The 12,404-nt window shown below is 53.6% G+C and carries 16 protein-coding genes, 1 tRNA gene and 1 other RNA gene; 15 read left to right on the forward strand and 3 right to left on the reverse strand.

Annotated elements, in window-relative coordinates:
- Positions 1-236: 236 nt before the first annotated feature.
- Positions 237-1,217, forward strand: a complete 981-nt coding sequence (hemB, locus tag B5D39_RS05905) for a porphobilinogen synthase (protein WP_078789478.1) — start codon at positions 237-239, stop codon at positions 1,215-1,217.
- A gap of 106 nt (positions 1,218-1,323) precedes the next feature.
- On the forward strand, positions 1,324-2,070 hold the full coding sequence (locus B5D39_RS05910; protein ID WP_161947430.1) for a universal stress protein: 747 nt from the start codon (positions 1,324-1,326) through the stop codon (positions 2,068-2,070).
- Between the two features lie 6 nt (positions 2,071-2,076).
- Here B5D39_RS05910 and B5D39_RS05915 read toward each other — a convergent pair whose 3' ends face one another.
- Positions 2,077-2,514 carry a hypothetical protein gene (locus tag B5D39_RS05915; RefSeq protein ID WP_078789480.1) on the reverse strand — a complete coding sequence of 146 codons (438 nt, stop codon included), beginning with the start codon at positions 2,512-2,514 and terminating at the stop codon, positions 2,077-2,079.
- A 491-nt stretch (positions 2,515-3,005) separates the two neighbouring features.
- On the opposite strand from B5D39_RS05915, the gene B5D39_RS05920 reads away from it, so the two are divergent.
- The 11 genes from B5D39_RS05920 to B5D39_RS05970 all read left to right on the forward strand — a co-directional run bounded on the left by B5D39_RS05920 (position 3,006) and on the right by B5D39_RS05970 (position 9,374).
- On the forward strand, positions 3,006-3,428 hold the full coding sequence (locus B5D39_RS05920; RefSeq protein WP_078789481.1) for an ankyrin repeat domain-containing protein: 423 nt from the start codon (positions 3,006-3,008) through the stop codon (positions 3,426-3,428).
- A gap of 124 nt (positions 3,429-3,552) precedes the next feature.
- Positions 3,553-4,116, forward strand: a complete 564-nt coding sequence (locus tag B5D39_RS05925) for an elongation factor P (protein ID WP_078789482.1) — start codon at positions 3,553-3,555, stop codon at positions 4,114-4,116.
- A gap of 56 nt (positions 4,117-4,172) precedes the next feature.
- Positions 4,173-4,249: transfer RNA gene (locus tag B5D39_RS05930), tRNA-Ile, on the forward strand.
- 117 nt (positions 4,250-4,366) lie between these two features.
- Complete coding sequence (locus B5D39_RS05935) at positions 4,367-5,497, forward strand: Nif3-like dinuclear metal center hexameric protein (protein WP_078789483.1); 1,131 nt, start codon at positions 4,367-4,369, stop codon at positions 5,495-5,497.
- Between the two features lie 29 nt (positions 5,498-5,526).
- Positions 5,527-6,252, forward strand: coding sequence for a zinc ribbon domain-containing protein (locus B5D39_RS05940; protein ID WP_078789485.1), 726 nt, complete (start codon positions 5,527-5,529; stop codon positions 6,250-6,252).
- A gap of 98 nt (positions 6,253-6,350) precedes the next feature.
- Positions 6,351-6,719: RNase P RNA component class A (rnpB, locus tag B5D39_RS05945), an RNA gene on the forward strand.
- A 29-nt stretch (positions 6,720-6,748) separates the two neighbouring features.
- Positions 6,749-7,090, forward strand: a complete 342-nt coding sequence (locus tag B5D39_RS05950) for a hypothetical protein (protein ID WP_078789487.1) — start codon at positions 6,749-6,751, stop codon at positions 7,088-7,090.
- Between the two features lie 302 nt (positions 7,091-7,392).
- Positions 7,393-7,782 (forward strand): nitrogen fixation protein NifX, encoded by a 390-nt coding sequence (gene nifX, locus B5D39_RS05955; RefSeq protein WP_078789488.1) that lies wholly within the window; start codon positions 7,393-7,395, stop codon positions 7,780-7,782.
- Between the two features lie 27 nt (positions 7,783-7,809).
- Positions 7,810-8,073, forward strand: a complete 264-nt coding sequence (gene fdxB, locus B5D39_RS05960) for a ferredoxin III, nif-specific (protein WP_078789489.1) — start codon at positions 7,810-7,812, stop codon at positions 8,071-8,073.
- 144 nt (positions 8,074-8,217) lie between these two features.
- The gene (locus B5D39_RS05965) at positions 8,218-8,550 is read left to right on the forward strand and encodes a NifB/NifX family molybdenum-iron cluster-binding protein (RefSeq protein WP_078789491.1); all 333 of its coding nucleotides are present in this window, start codon (positions 8,218-8,220) and stop codon (positions 8,548-8,550) included.
- Between the two features lie 35 nt (positions 8,551-8,585).
- The gene (locus tag B5D39_RS05970; RefSeq protein ID WP_078789492.1) at positions 8,586-9,374 is read left to right on the forward strand and encodes an NAD(+)--dinitrogen-reductase ADP-D-ribosyltransferase; all 789 of its coding nucleotides are present in this window, start codon (positions 8,586-8,588) and stop codon (positions 9,372-9,374) included.
- Here B5D39_RS05970 and B5D39_RS05975 read toward each other — a convergent pair.
- Both B5D39_RS05975 and mqnE read right to left on the reverse strand, forming a co-directional pair.
- The gene (locus B5D39_RS05975) at positions 9,358-10,362 is read right to left on the reverse strand and encodes a class I SAM-dependent methyltransferase (RefSeq protein WP_161947431.1); all 1,005 of its coding nucleotides are present in this window, start codon (positions 10,360-10,362) and stop codon (positions 9,358-9,360) included. The genes B5D39_RS05970 and B5D39_RS05975 overlap by 17 nt on opposite strands.
- A gap of 1 nt (position 10,363) precedes the next feature.
- The gene (gene mqnE, locus B5D39_RS05980; RefSeq protein ID WP_078789496.1) at positions 10,364-11,443 is read right to left on the reverse strand and encodes an aminofutalosine synthase MqnE; all 1,080 of its coding nucleotides are present in this window, start codon (positions 11,441-11,443) and stop codon (positions 10,364-10,366) included.
- A 57-nt stretch (positions 11,444-11,500) separates the two neighbouring features.
- On the opposite strand from mqnE, the gene B5D39_RS05985 reads away from it, so the two are divergent.
- Positions 11,501-11,899, forward strand: coding sequence for a CoA-binding protein (locus B5D39_RS05985; protein WP_078789497.1), 399 nt, complete (start codon positions 11,501-11,503; stop codon positions 11,897-11,899).
- 87 nt (positions 11,900-11,986) lie between these two features.
- Entirely contained in the window at positions 11,987-12,361 is a 375-nt protein-coding gene (locus tag B5D39_RS05990; protein WP_078789498.1) for a hypothetical protein, read from the forward strand.
- The last annotated feature ends 43 nt before the right edge of the window (positions 12,362-12,404 follow it).

Genomic DNA, 12,404 nt, shown 5'->3' on the forward strand with positions numbered 1-12,404 from the left:
TTAGGGGCTTTCCTCAGGAGGAACTATCGCTGGAACGGCAGAGCCTTTTCAAGTCTCACCGGCAGAGCCGGTGGTTTACTGAAAACCTTCAATTATATCTTTTTACAACACTCTAATGGTTAATGTTTACCACTCTTTTTTTTATTGTCAATTACTCTGCTGATCTTGCATTCGTCAAAACAGACGTTGTATGATGCTGCAGCAGCATAAAAGCGTATAATTGGAGGTCCGAACGTATGTTTTCATCCCGCTTCAGGGCTCGTCGAATCCGTGGGAAAGAGGTATTCCGCCGTATGGTCAGAGAGACCACTCTCTCGACCAATGACCTTATCTACCCCATGTTCTCTGCCTTTGGCAGTGGCATAAAAAAAGAAGTTTCTTCCATGCCGGGTATCTATCAGCAATCCATTGAACATATCGTTGCTGAAGCAAAAGAAGTCTACGGCCTGGGCATACCAGCCGTTATTCTGTTCGGCATCCCCGAGGTAAAAGACGCTGTTGGCAGTGATGCCTATGCCGAACACGGCATCATTCAGGAAACGATCCGGGCCATCAAAAAGGAAGTCCCGCAGCTGGCGGTAATCACCGATGTCTGCCTGTGTGAGTACACTGATCATGGCCATTGCGGCATCATCAGAGATGGTGATGTAGATAACGACGCCACCGTTGATCTGCTGGCCAAAGAAGCCCTTTCCCACGCCCGGGCCGGGGCCGACATGGTGGCTCCCTCAGATATGATGGATGGCCGGGTTGGGGCCATTCGCCAGATCCTGGACGAGAACGGTTTCAGCCATATCCCGGTCATGAGCTATGCCGTAAAATATGCCTCAGGCTACTACGGCCCATTCCGTGAAGCGGCCGAATCCACACCACAGTTCGGAGATCGCCGTTCGTACCAGATGGACCCGGCCAACCGCCGTGAAGCACTGCGTGAAGCACAGCAGGATATTGACGAAGGGGCCGACATCATCATGGTTAAGCCAGGCCTACCCTATCTGGACATCCTGCGCGACCTTCGCAATGAATACACCATGCCGCTGGCGGTCTATAACGTCTCCGGCGAATACAGCATGATCAAAGGCGCTGCAGCAAACGGATGGATTGATGAAGAGCGGGTGGTGATGGAGACCATGCTGGCCTTCAAGCGGGCCGGAGCTGATCTGATTATTACCTACCACGCCAAAGATGTGGCGCGCTGGCTGAAAGGCGCAGCCTGATATTGGTGCCAACGATGGACTGAATTGTAGTGGGGGGGGGGAACAACGGATGCTAACCGACATCATCGCTCATATGGACAGGGGTGCCGGATGCACGGCAAGATTGATGGCTGCAATCAATCTTGCACTCCGCCATGGCGCTCGCCTCAAGGGGCTCTACGTCATTACCCACCCTCATTACGCTTCAAACTCTGATTATCTGACCGACTTTGCCCAGGTGCGTGAATTTTTCATCAATGCCACCTCAAAAGCCGGTATTGAAGCAGAATGGCTGCTGGTTGACTGGGCCACCGTCGGCACGCCACTTTCACAGGTTGTTACCAGCCACTGCTACTACGCCGACACTATTCTGGTCGGACAACCAGCCCAATTGCACAACCGCAGGACAAGCCTAGATTTTCACGAAAGCCTGATTCTCGGGGCCGGGCGACCGGTTGTGGTATTTCCAGCCAGTGGCGATATCTTTCAGTTTGGTGAGCGGATTCTGGTGGCTTGGAAAGGTGGCAGGGAATCGGTAAGGGCTGTTAACGATGCCTTGCCGTTTCTTCAGACAGCTGCTGATGTTTCAATTATTGCAGTAGTTAGCAATCACACGGATCAATCCCTGGAAGAACAATCCATGCTCAAACTGCAAAAGCACCTGGAGCGTTGCCGAGTTGCAGTCCGCACAGAAACGGTATTCATGCAGAAAGGCACTGTGGCGGAAGTACTACTGGAGCAGACCGCCCAGGAAAAAGTTGATCTGATTGTTCTGGGCGGATTCGCTTACAAATCAAACCGGGCACCGGTGTTAAGTCCCTTGACACAAGAACTACTGATCAAGACACCGGTGCCACTGTTGATCTCCCACTAAAACAGACTACTCTTTCATCCGCTCTTCCATCTCCCGCTTTTGTTTGCGTATCGCTCCCTCTTCTGATGCCTGCGGGATTGGACGTTCCGGCAGCTTATTGGGCAAACTTGGCAGTGAAATCTTTTTATCCCCTTTTGCTGTCGGTGTCCCCGGAGCCGGTGCCGCCCCCGGTGCCGTAACGCCAGGCGTTGTTGTTGAAACTGCCGGAGTGGCGACAATACGCTTCACCCGCTTCTTACGGGGAGGAAAGGTCTTCTTAAGGTTAACCTCACCGGGAGTAAAACTGGTAATTGAGTCCCGGTTGACCAGCACCACCACTTTCCCTTTTTCTCGCCAGACCCGCTTAGCCTTAATCGTGCCACCATACTTCAGATAGACCGTTGATGCCTGGGCAGACACCGCCCAGACCAGCAACAAAGCCATAGCACAGAACAACTTTTTCATGTTGACACCTCCCGGTGAATTTAAAATGTCTAAAATCCACCTTCTTCTATACCTTGAGATTGCCTCAAGGGCAAGCGATGGACAGTAAAAACAGGTTTGGGTTACCGAATTTTTAGTTTCAGCGACACACAAGATGTGGTATAGAAAAACTCTCTGCAACTACTTTATTGTCACGGCAGGTGTCCATGATGGATCAGGCCGCAGACATAGCGTTTTTTGCCGTTATGGCAGCAGTGCCCCCCTTACTGCTGACCATGATGGCTTGCCTTACCCCCCCATGGCGTCACACCAGGATAGCACCAATTCCACCGCATCTGTGTATCCCTCTGCTTCTCTCATGTGCCCCGCAACCAGAACCTTTTTATCCAGCAAAAGATCCGATTACACCGCATGTATCACCAGTATGGCAGTCAGTTCAGATCCCGCCCCTCTACCTGTTGTTACCCCAACGTAACCAGCAAAACCACTTCAAGCAAAGGGAGGAAAGACCAATGGAGAACGTAAACACCAAAGATCGTAACGGCCACACCCAGTTAATCTGCGCCTCCAAGCAGGGACAGATTGATAGCGTTAAAGACCTGCTGCACCGTGGCGCCGATATTACCGCCTCCAGCGATAAAGGCAAGACCGCCCTACACTACGCTGCTGCCAACGGCAAAACCGAGATCGTCAAAATGCTGATTGAAAGCGGTGCCGAGGTTGATGCCCGGGATCGTGACGGCCACACCCCGCTGATGCTGGCCGCCATTTATGGCTGCAACCTGACCGTCCAGGCACTGTTGGAAGGGGGGGCCGACCCTCGCGCAAAGACCAAGTGCGGCAATACCGCTGTGCTGTATGCTGAAAACAACAGCCATCCGGTTGCCGCAACCCTGCTTAAAAAAGCAGAGCGGAGCAAAGCCGGCAACGCCTGATCAGCTTCCCGCAACTACCCGGCATACTCAACACCAGCCCATCGGCACACGTCGAAGGGCTGGTGTTTTTTTATCCAAACAGCTATGATACCTCTTCATTTTATTTTACCAAGGAGTTGTAGCAATGCTTACCACCTCTGACTTCAAAAAGGGACTGGTGATTCAACTGGATGGCGCCCCCTGCCTGATACTGGATGTCACTGTCCAATCACCCTCTGCCCGTGGTGCCAACACCATGGTCAAGACCCGCTATCGCAACCTGTTAACCGCCCAGGTACTTGATCGCACCTTCCGTTCCGGCGACAAGGTGGATGAGGCAGATTACGAGCGCCACAAAGGGCAGTTTCTCTATGCCGATGGTGATCGCGGCGTCTTTATGGATATGGAAAATTATGAGCAGTTTGAGATGGAAGAGGCGGCCTTTTCTGCCATTTCCCCCTACCTGCTGGAGGGAACCGAAGTAACCTTGGGGCTTTTCCAAGGCCGCATGGTCATGGCAGAGCCACCAATGGTGGTTGAACTGACCGTTACCGAAACAGCACCGGTCATCAAAAATGCGACCGCAACAGCAGAGACCAAGGATGCTATCCTTGAAACCGGGCTAAAGCTAAAGGTGCCTCCCTACCTTGAAAATGGCGTAAAGATCAAGGTCGATACCCGTGAAGGCAGGTTTGTCAGCCGCGCCTGACCTGAAATGCCTTGACATACAGAGCAACACCGCTGTATTAATACACTTTACTGCACGGGCCTATAGCTCAGTTGGCTAGAGCCACCGGCTCATAACCGGTTGGTCCCAGGTTCGAGTCCTGGTGGGCCCACCATACCAATCCCCCCAGCAGAGGTTCAGACCGGATGCGGTCAAACAATTACCGATCAATAACGACCATAGGTCAAAAAGAGTGCATCTCACCAGGATGCACTCTTTTCATTTATATGGCATGACCAATCTAAAACTATCAGACATAACCGGAATCATTAACAAAAAATACCCTTTTGCACTGGCTGAAGAATGGGACAACGTAGGGCTTCAGCTGGGAAATCCGGCAACAGAGATAACACGCATCATGGTGGCACTTGACCCGCTCCCCCAGGTCATCACCTCCGCCATCAACAGCAACTGCGACCTGCTGATTACCCACCACCCCCTGATCTTCTCTCCGCTCCGCCAGATAACCTCTTCAACCACCACCGGTAGCAGCATACTCAAGGCAGCCCAGAGCAACCTGGCCCTGTTGGCCATGCATACCAACTATGATATTGCACAAGATGGATTAAATGACCTGTTGGCAAAGCGCATCGGCCTTGAGCAGACCCGACCGCTCAAGATTACCGGACGGAATGAGCTGATCAAACTGGTTGTGTTTGTTCCAGAAGAACAACTGGCAACAGTACGTGCGGCATTACTACCCCATACAGAGTCGATTGGAAACTATCAGGATTGTTCCTTTAGCGCTGCTGGTGAAGGCACCTTCCTCCCCCTTGCCGGGGCACAGCCGACCATTGGCACCATTGGCAAACTGGAAAAAGTGGCAGAGCAACGACTTGAACTATTGCTACGACGCGATCAGCTTTCTAAAGCGATCCGCACGCTGCTGGCGGTACACCCCTACGAAGAACCGGCCTTTGATTGCTATCCCCTGCTGAACGAAGCCCCGCCAAAGGGGCTGGGAAGAATCGGCTCACTGACAGAGCCGGTCAGACTGGCAGACTGGGCTGCAAACCTGGCAGAGACACTGGAATGCAGATCCGTCCGTTTTGTAGGCGATCCAGCTGGAATGATACAAAAGATTGCCCTCTGCAGCGGCAGCGGTGCCTCGCTGCTACGGGATGCGATCCGCGCCGGCTCTGATCTGCTGTTGACCGGCGACGTAAAATACCATGAGGCACGCGAGGCAGAGGCCCAAGGGATCGCCCTGGTGGATGCGGGACACTTTGGCACCGAGATCCTCATGGTGGCAGCTATACGTGATTTCCTTACCAACGCACTGCAGCAGGCTGGCCATACGATAGAAATTCTCACTGCAGATTGTGAACAGGACCCATTCAGGACCATAACCAGGCATCTCTAGAAGACCGCATTTCAAACAAGGAGTCAGAAGTGAAAAAGAAACTTGACCTGCTGGAAGAGCTACAAGGCATTGATCAGACCATTGACGGTAAAAAAGCTGAGCAGACGACGCTCAAGGCGGACATTACAGAGCTTGAGCAAGCTTTAGCTTCAGTTCAGTCAGCCCTTACCGGGCATCAGACCCAGATGACTGAGCTGCGCCGCGAAAGAGCTGACCTGGATGCCGCCATGCACACCGAGCAGGAAAACATCAAACGCTCTGAAACAAACATGAAGGAGATTCGTACCAACAAGGAATTTCAGGCTATTGGCCGTGAGATTACCGCTGCCCGCAAACAGGTGAGCGACCTTGAAGAGCAACAGTTGCAGATTGATACCCGGATTGAAGAACTGCAGGCCACTATCGACACTTGCCAGTCCGAACTTGCCACCCTCGCCGACAGCACTAAAAATGGTAGCGATGAAAAGCAGGCTGCCATCACCGCCCTGCAAGACATTATTGACGCTGCCACTGCCAAACGTGACGTAATCGTGAAAGAGCTTTCAAGTAATCTGGTGCGCCGCTACACACAACTGCGCGATCAGCGCCGGGGCCAGGCCGTGGCAGAAGCCCGCGATGGTTCCTGCATGGGCTGCAACATGCAACTTCCACCACAGCTGTACAACACCCTGTTTAAAGGTGATGAGATGTACTTCTGCCCCCATTGCCAGCGTATTCTGATCCTGAAGCAGGAACCGGCAGCAGCAGCAGAGTAACAGCAAATGAAAACGGCGACTTTCTGTCCCGGATATGACACACTAACGTAAGCGTGTCGCAGTCGGGACAAAGAAAGGCCGTTTGCCACAGATTGGTTGGAGTAGGCCAGATGATCGCTGTCTGACACCGTCAGAGGGAGGAAAGTCCGGGCTCCGCAGGGCAGGGCGCTGGGTAATCACCAGCGGGGGCGACCCCAGGGAAAGTGCCACAGAGAGAAGTCCGCCCGTTTCGACGGGTAAGGGTGAAAGGGTGAGGTAAGAGCTCACCGGGTCCGGTGGTGACATCGGATGCCAGGTAAACCCCGCCAGGAGCAAGACCGAATAGGGAGGCGTTAAGGGCGGCCCGCCCGTGTCTCCGGGTTGGTTGCTTGAGGTCATCGGTAACGGTGATCCTAGATGAATGATCGTCACCTGCACGCGGGTAACCGCCAACAGGAACAGAACCCGGCTTACGGCCTGCTCCAACCAATATTTTCAATTTCACAAGGAATACTCCATGATTTTAGAATCAGATCTGGTACTGGTACATGTGGACAACAAACCCGGCTTTTACGCCCGAGCAGAAGAGATAAGCCCTGATGTCAAGGCTGGCTGGTGGCAGGTAAAACTGCTGGTACTGACCTTTCCATTGCAGGTCTTCACCTGGATTCTGGATGAAGAACAACTGGACGAGGCCCCCTTCACCATGGGCGGCACCCCGCTACGCCTTGAAAAACTGGTCTCTCCCATTGATGAGGAACGGCGCCAGCTGGAAAAGCAGGTTCAGGAAGTCCAAAAGACTGTTCCTGCCGACGCAGGCCAGAAAGTCGTCTCCCTGGCGGATCGCCGTAAAAAATAGTTATTTTCCAGGGTTTCAGACAAAACACGCTGTTCTTTAATCAATAAGCATCCTGATAAGGCAGATTATCGAGCATAATTCCAGAAAACAACATGTATACTTAACGAGAACTAACGCCCCGCTTTCCGGGGCGTTTTTGTTTGGCCGCCCACCACACCGCTGCCACTTTACCTCCTTTATCTGCTGAATAAACAGACAATCACCAGAGCACCCACCAGCCAAATCCAAGTAACTTTGGCAAGTTACACATTGGCACATTCTGTGCTAGCCGTTTTGTGTGCTTTTCGCAAAGGAGGCAGACTATGAAAATTGCATTTACCACCACCAACGGCAGCATGATTGATCAGCATTTTGGCCAGTGTGAAAGCTTCCAGATCTGGGAGATCGGACCGGATCAGGCATCATTTCTTGAATCTGTGACAACCGAGGCACACGGCTCTGACGAAGAGGACCGGATCGCAGCGCGGGCCAAGATTCTATCCGACTGCGCCATTGTCTACACCATGCAGATCGGTGGTCCGGCTGCAGCCAAACTGGTGGCCCTGAAGATTCACCCGATGAAGACCAACACCGAAGTCAGCCTGCCGGAGACTGTGGCAAGGCTGCAAGAGGTATTACGGGGTAATCCCCCACCCTGGCTGCGCAAGGCGATGAACAAGGGACAGGTAACATCATTTGAAGATGAAGAATAGACTCACTAACCACACAGGAGGTGCCAAATGGCCTACATCACCGGATTAACCAAAGACAAGCAGGAATGGACCCCGCAGTATATTGTTTCAATCGACGAAGAGACCTGTATCGGCTGTGGCCGCTGCTTTAAGGTCTGCAGCCACGACGTGCTGGCATTTGAAGAACTGGATGAGGATGATTCAGCCAAGATGTTCATGCGGGTGGCTAACGCCGGTAACTGTATCGGCTGTGAGGCCTGTGGCAAGACCTGTTCCAAGAAGTGTTTCACCTTTGCACCGGTTGCAGCCTAGGAGTGGTTCTTTTTCGCCCTGGCTGCGTTACCCTTCGGTCGTGCGTGCTCGACGTATTGGTCATAAGCCTCCGCCGCACTCCTTCGGGCAGCCTGGCCAGGACGAAAAACTCCTCGCTCCTGCATACGTAAGAAAGGGTTTGTGATGCTGATTGCCGTAACATCATCCGATGGCAAACATATTGATACCCATTTCGGCAAGGCTGATCGCTTTCTGGTCTACGAAGTAGGAGTGGGAGAGCCTGCACTGTTGTATGAGGTGCAGGCCCCCCGCTACTGCGGCGGTACCGGACCGGGGCACAGTCTGATGGCAGACAAGCTGGCGGCTATTGCCACTGGATTAGGCGCGTGCAGAGTGGTGGTGACTGCCATGATTGGCGAATCTCCCAAAGAGGAGATGGAGCGACTGGGGGTTGATATAATCAGCATCAGTGGCCCGGTTATTGACGTGTTGAAAGAAGTAATTAAACTGTATTGAATCCTCTGCAGGCCATCTCAACGGGGTGACGGCCGATGTCCATCTTTAATCTCTGTAATCTGCCACCCTGGGTGATCGCCTCGCGTCACTTCAATGAACATCCACAACCGCTGTTTCTGCAGGGGGTGCGGGATGCCAACCGCTTTCTATTCAACAAACTTGATGCCGTTGCAAGCCGTGAAGAGCGTGGTCAGGTGTTCAGTGACTACCTTTCAGTCAAATTCCAGCTCCACCATGAAGATGGTCATACCGATTCTGCCCGCAGGGCACTGCGTAACAGCTACCTTCGCTTCCTTAAGGGCTGGATGATGGAAAGCAACTCGGTGGAAGGGGCGGTGCTGAAAAGCTGGGTAGAAAGCAGAATGGGGATCGCCCCCACCTTCCACAATGGCCGGATCAACGGCACTGATTCAGAGGCCCACTACCGCTATATTATGGACCGGACCCGTGGCAGCAAGCGGACCAACGCCATCAATGCCCAGCTTGATCTTTTGTACGAATACTGCCAGTACGAGCTGCAGCGCAGCCATGGTGATCTGGCCTGCCTGACCCTGTTTCGTGGCACCAACGGCGCAACCGAAGATCAAATCCTGGAGCAGGTGGGCAAACGGGAGCAGATCGTGCGGCTGAACAACCTGGTTTCCTTTACTGATGAAGAAGAACGGGCCTGGGAGTTTGGTTCCGTAGTCTGGCGGGTGCAGGTTCCCACCTCAAAGATCTTCTTTTTTGATGAACTACTCCCCACCAGTCTGTTAAAGGGCGAGGGAGAGTATCTGGTGATAGGTGGAGATTATCTGGTCAAGCGGATCATGTGTACCGTCTGACACCAGCCAACCCCTCTCCTGCCTGCTGTATCGACAACCCTGCCTCTTCCATCACCTTAACCAAAACTGCTTCCGGCAGCTGTTTTTTCCAGCCAGCGTGGAAATGATCAGCAACCAGCAGCACGCCTCCTCGGGACAAGAGCCCTGCAAGCTGTTTCAGTACCTGCTGAAGCCGAGAGGGCTGATTAATAATCGGTCCTCCCAGCAGGCCGTTGCAGAGGATCAGGTCAAAGGGAGCTGATTCGATCTGCTCTGCCAACAGATCCGCAGCCCTGAAGCTGATCCGTTCTTCCCAGCCCTGTTCCAGTAATGGCTGTATCCGCTGCTGATAGTTTTTCTCCCGCTGCGGTTCATGGGGCAGGCGCTGCGTCTGCGCTGCCCATACCTCCAGCGGCTCAATGGTCCAGCCCTCAACCTGAACCTGCTCCGGTTGCCAGCCATTCCCATCCAATACCTCTGCCAACTCCCAGGTTCCTTCACCACTGCCGCAGGCAGCATCAAGTATTCGCAGAGAATCGCTCCGCTTTGACAGATACTGTTGTAACCAGTCAAGCTGTGCAGGATAACGTCCGAATCCGGCGCCATTAAAGCGGCCCGGCAGAAAAGAAAAAAAGAGGAAGCGGATCAACAACTGCTGATCCGCTAGCAACCGATCCAGCAAACAGGCTGGATCGGCTGAAAACTGCAGCCAGACAGGCAGATCAACAAAGCAATCAGCCCAACTGAGACTGGCATGAAACGGGGTGCTGCTTAGAATGGGAGCATGGCTAAGGGTTGCATCGTACAAGCGATTAAATAGTCGCCTGATCTCGTTGATCGGCAGGTACAGTTCGGACTGCAACCGGATCTCCGGAGTGATGATCAGCCCCGGAGCCGGTAGCGGTTGTGGTGAGGTGGCAGCATAGGTGGTAAAGCGCTGGTTTAGCTTCCGCAGGCCAGCCTGAAACCGGGTTGGGTCAGGCTGGCGTATTAATGGACAGGCAGGCACATCAAAAACTGCGTAGTTGATTATAGAGAGTATCCCGCTCAACCGGCGTCTTCCCGGCAACCTTGATTAACCTGATCAAGCGTTCCAGTGTTAACGACTGGGGCGAGGCTGCGCCTGCATCATGGCCGATCTTCTCCTCCACCACGGTGCCATCCAGATCATCCACCCCAAAGGCCAGCGCCACCTGGGCGATCTTTTCCCCCAGCATGATCCAGTAGGCCTTCAGGTGCGGGAAGTTGTCCAGAAACAGCCGGGCAATGGCCAGGGTCTTCAGGTCATCCAGACCGGAGGTGCCCTTGGTATCCAGTTTAAGCGGTGAATTTTCCGGCTGCCAGGCCAGGGGGATAAAGACCTGGAACCCGCCGGTCTGGTCCTGCAGCTCACGCAGCAGCGCCATGTGGCGCACCCGGTCAGCAGCGGTCTCAACATGACCGTACAGCATGGTGGCATTGGTCTTAAGTCCGGCATGATGCGCCAGACGATGCACCTCCAGCCAGCGCTGACCACTGATCTTTTCCGGGCAGATCTTCTGGCGTACTTCCTCCACCAGGATCTCGGCCCCGCCACCAGGCATGGAACCAAGCCCGGCCTCAATCAGCTGGGCCAGCACCTGTTCCACAGTCAGCTGGCTGATCTGGGCAAAGTAATCAATCTCAACCGCGGTAAAGGCCTTGATATGCAGGGACGGTGCGCTTATGCGGATATCCCGCAACAGCTCCAGATAAAACTCAAAGGTCAGGTCAGGGTGCAGTCCACCCACCAGATGCACCTCGGTAGCCCCCTGCCCAACCGCCTCAACTGCACGGCCCACCATCTGGTCCATGGCCAGGGTATAGGCGTCGTCAGCATCGGCAGTGCGGGAAAAGGCGCAGAAGGCACAGCGGTTGACACAGACATTGGTGGGGTTGATATGACGGTTAACGTTAAAATAGACGTTTGCACCGTTCTTTTGCTCATTTACCCAGGCTGCCAGCTCGCCGATGGCCAACAGGTCATTGGAAGCATACAGTGCCAGTGCATCGTCTTCAGAGAGCCGTTGACCGGCATGGACTTTTTCTTTAATAGTGGCTAATGTTGTCATGCCGACAGCATACGGCAACTATAAAAACGGTGCAAGATCAAGATAAGGAGAAAAACAATGACTGACGCGATTGAGACCTTTTTGAAGTCAGAGGCGTTTGGTGTTGTGGGGGCATCGGAAGACCGCAGTAAGTATGGCAACAAGGTGCTGCGTTGCTACCTGCAAAATAAGAAAATCGCCATTCCGGTTAATCCCAAAGTAGCATCTGTTGAGGGGATTGCCACCGTTGCCACGGTTTCAGACCTGCCGGACAACGTTAAAAGTATCTCGGTCATCACCCCTCCAGCAGTGACTGAGAAGGTGGTTGAGGCAGCCATTAGCCGCGGCATTACCAACATCTGGATGCAGCCGGGGGCGGAGAGTGATGCGGCCATTGCACGCTGCAAGGCTGTCGGGATCAACGTGATTGCCGACCACAGTTGTGTACTGGTGGTGTTGGGCTATCACGAACACTGATCGGACGCCACTATGTCTCGTATCCTTTTATTCCTGTTCCTCACGGTGTCTCTGGTTTGCGTATCTTCCATATCTCAGGCAACAGAAATGACTTTTAGCTCTATTACCATTGAATCTGTTGGCAGGGATGGAAGGGCCCACAAGACGGTTCTGGCCGATGGTACACTCAGCGGCGGCCATCTGTCCGGCATGCCACCCCGCATCTACCGCAATGAAGGCCGGATGCCAGCGGATCAACTGGCACAGTTGTCAAACCTGATGCAGCTGGCTGCAGAACTGCTGCCCAATGACCAACAACCACAGCATGGCCAGACAGCCCCAACATCCTACCGCAGACTGACGGTTGTCAGACAGGGAAAACCTGACTGCAGCTGTACCGCATCAGGTGAGACCCGCTTTGCACCGGAACTGCTTGAGCAGATCTACACGCTGCTCGCCGCACAGAAGGTGGGGGGCTGGTAGAGTTACAGCTTACCTGTCCTGAAACTGAAAGCGGCGACCTTTT

Origin of the sequence: Trichlorobacter thiogenes, assembly GCF_900167465.1 — a bacterium.
Classification (GTDB): Bacteria; Desulfobacterota; Desulfuromonadia; order Geobacterales; family Pseudopelobacteraceae; genus Trichlorobacter; species Trichlorobacter thiogenes.

Coding starts and splice junctions, on each gene's coding strand:
- B5D39_RS05920 (WP_078789481.1), top strand. CDS start 3,006: ATGGAGAACGTAAACACCAAAGATCGTAACGGCCACACCCAGTTAATC.
- B5D39_RS05965 (WP_078789491.1), top strand. CDS start 8,218: ATGCTGATTGCCGTAACATCATCCGATGGCAAACATATTGATACCCAT.
- B5D39_RS05950 (WP_078789487.1), top strand. CDS start 6,749: ATGATTTTAGAATCAGATCTGGTACTGGTACATGTGGACAACAAACCC.
- mqnE (WP_078789496.1), bottom strand. CDS start 11,443: ATGACAACATTAGCCACTATTAAAGAAAAAGTCCATGCCGGTCAACGG.
- B5D39_RS05925 (WP_078789482.1), top strand. CDS start 3,553: ATGCTTACCACCTCTGACTTCAAAAAGGGACTGGTGATTCAACTGGAT.
- B5D39_RS05935 (WP_078789483.1), top strand. CDS start 4,367: ATGACCAATCTAAAACTATCAGACATAACCGGAATCATTAACAAAAAA.
- B5D39_RS05990 (WP_078789498.1), top strand. CDS start 11,987: ATGACTTTTAGCTCTATTACCATTGAATCTGTTGGCAGGGATGGAAGG.
- B5D39_RS05970 (WP_078789492.1), top strand. CDS start 8,586: ATGTCCATCTTTAATCTCTGTAATCTGCCACCCTGGGTGATCGCCTCG.
- hemB (WP_078789478.1), top strand. CDS start 237: ATGTTTTCATCCCGCTTCAGGGCTCGTCGAATCCGTGGGAAAGAGGTA.
- fdxB (WP_078789489.1), top strand. CDS start 7,810: ATGGCCTACATCACCGGATTAACCAAAGACAAGCAGGAATGGACCCCG.
- B5D39_RS05915 (WP_078789480.1), bottom strand. CDS start 2,514: ATGAAAAAGTTGTTCTGTGCTATGGCTTTGTTGCTGGTCTGGGCGGTG.
- nifX (WP_078789488.1), top strand. CDS start 7,393: ATGAAAATTGCATTTACCACCACCAACGGCAGCATGATTGATCAGCAT.
- B5D39_RS05985 (WP_078789497.1), top strand. CDS start 11,501: ATGACTGACGCGATTGAGACCTTTTTGAAGTCAGAGGCGTTTGGTGTT.
- B5D39_RS05910 (WP_161947430.1), top strand. CDS start 1,324: ATGGCTGCAATCAATCTTGCACTCCGCCATGGCGCTCGCCTCAAGGGG.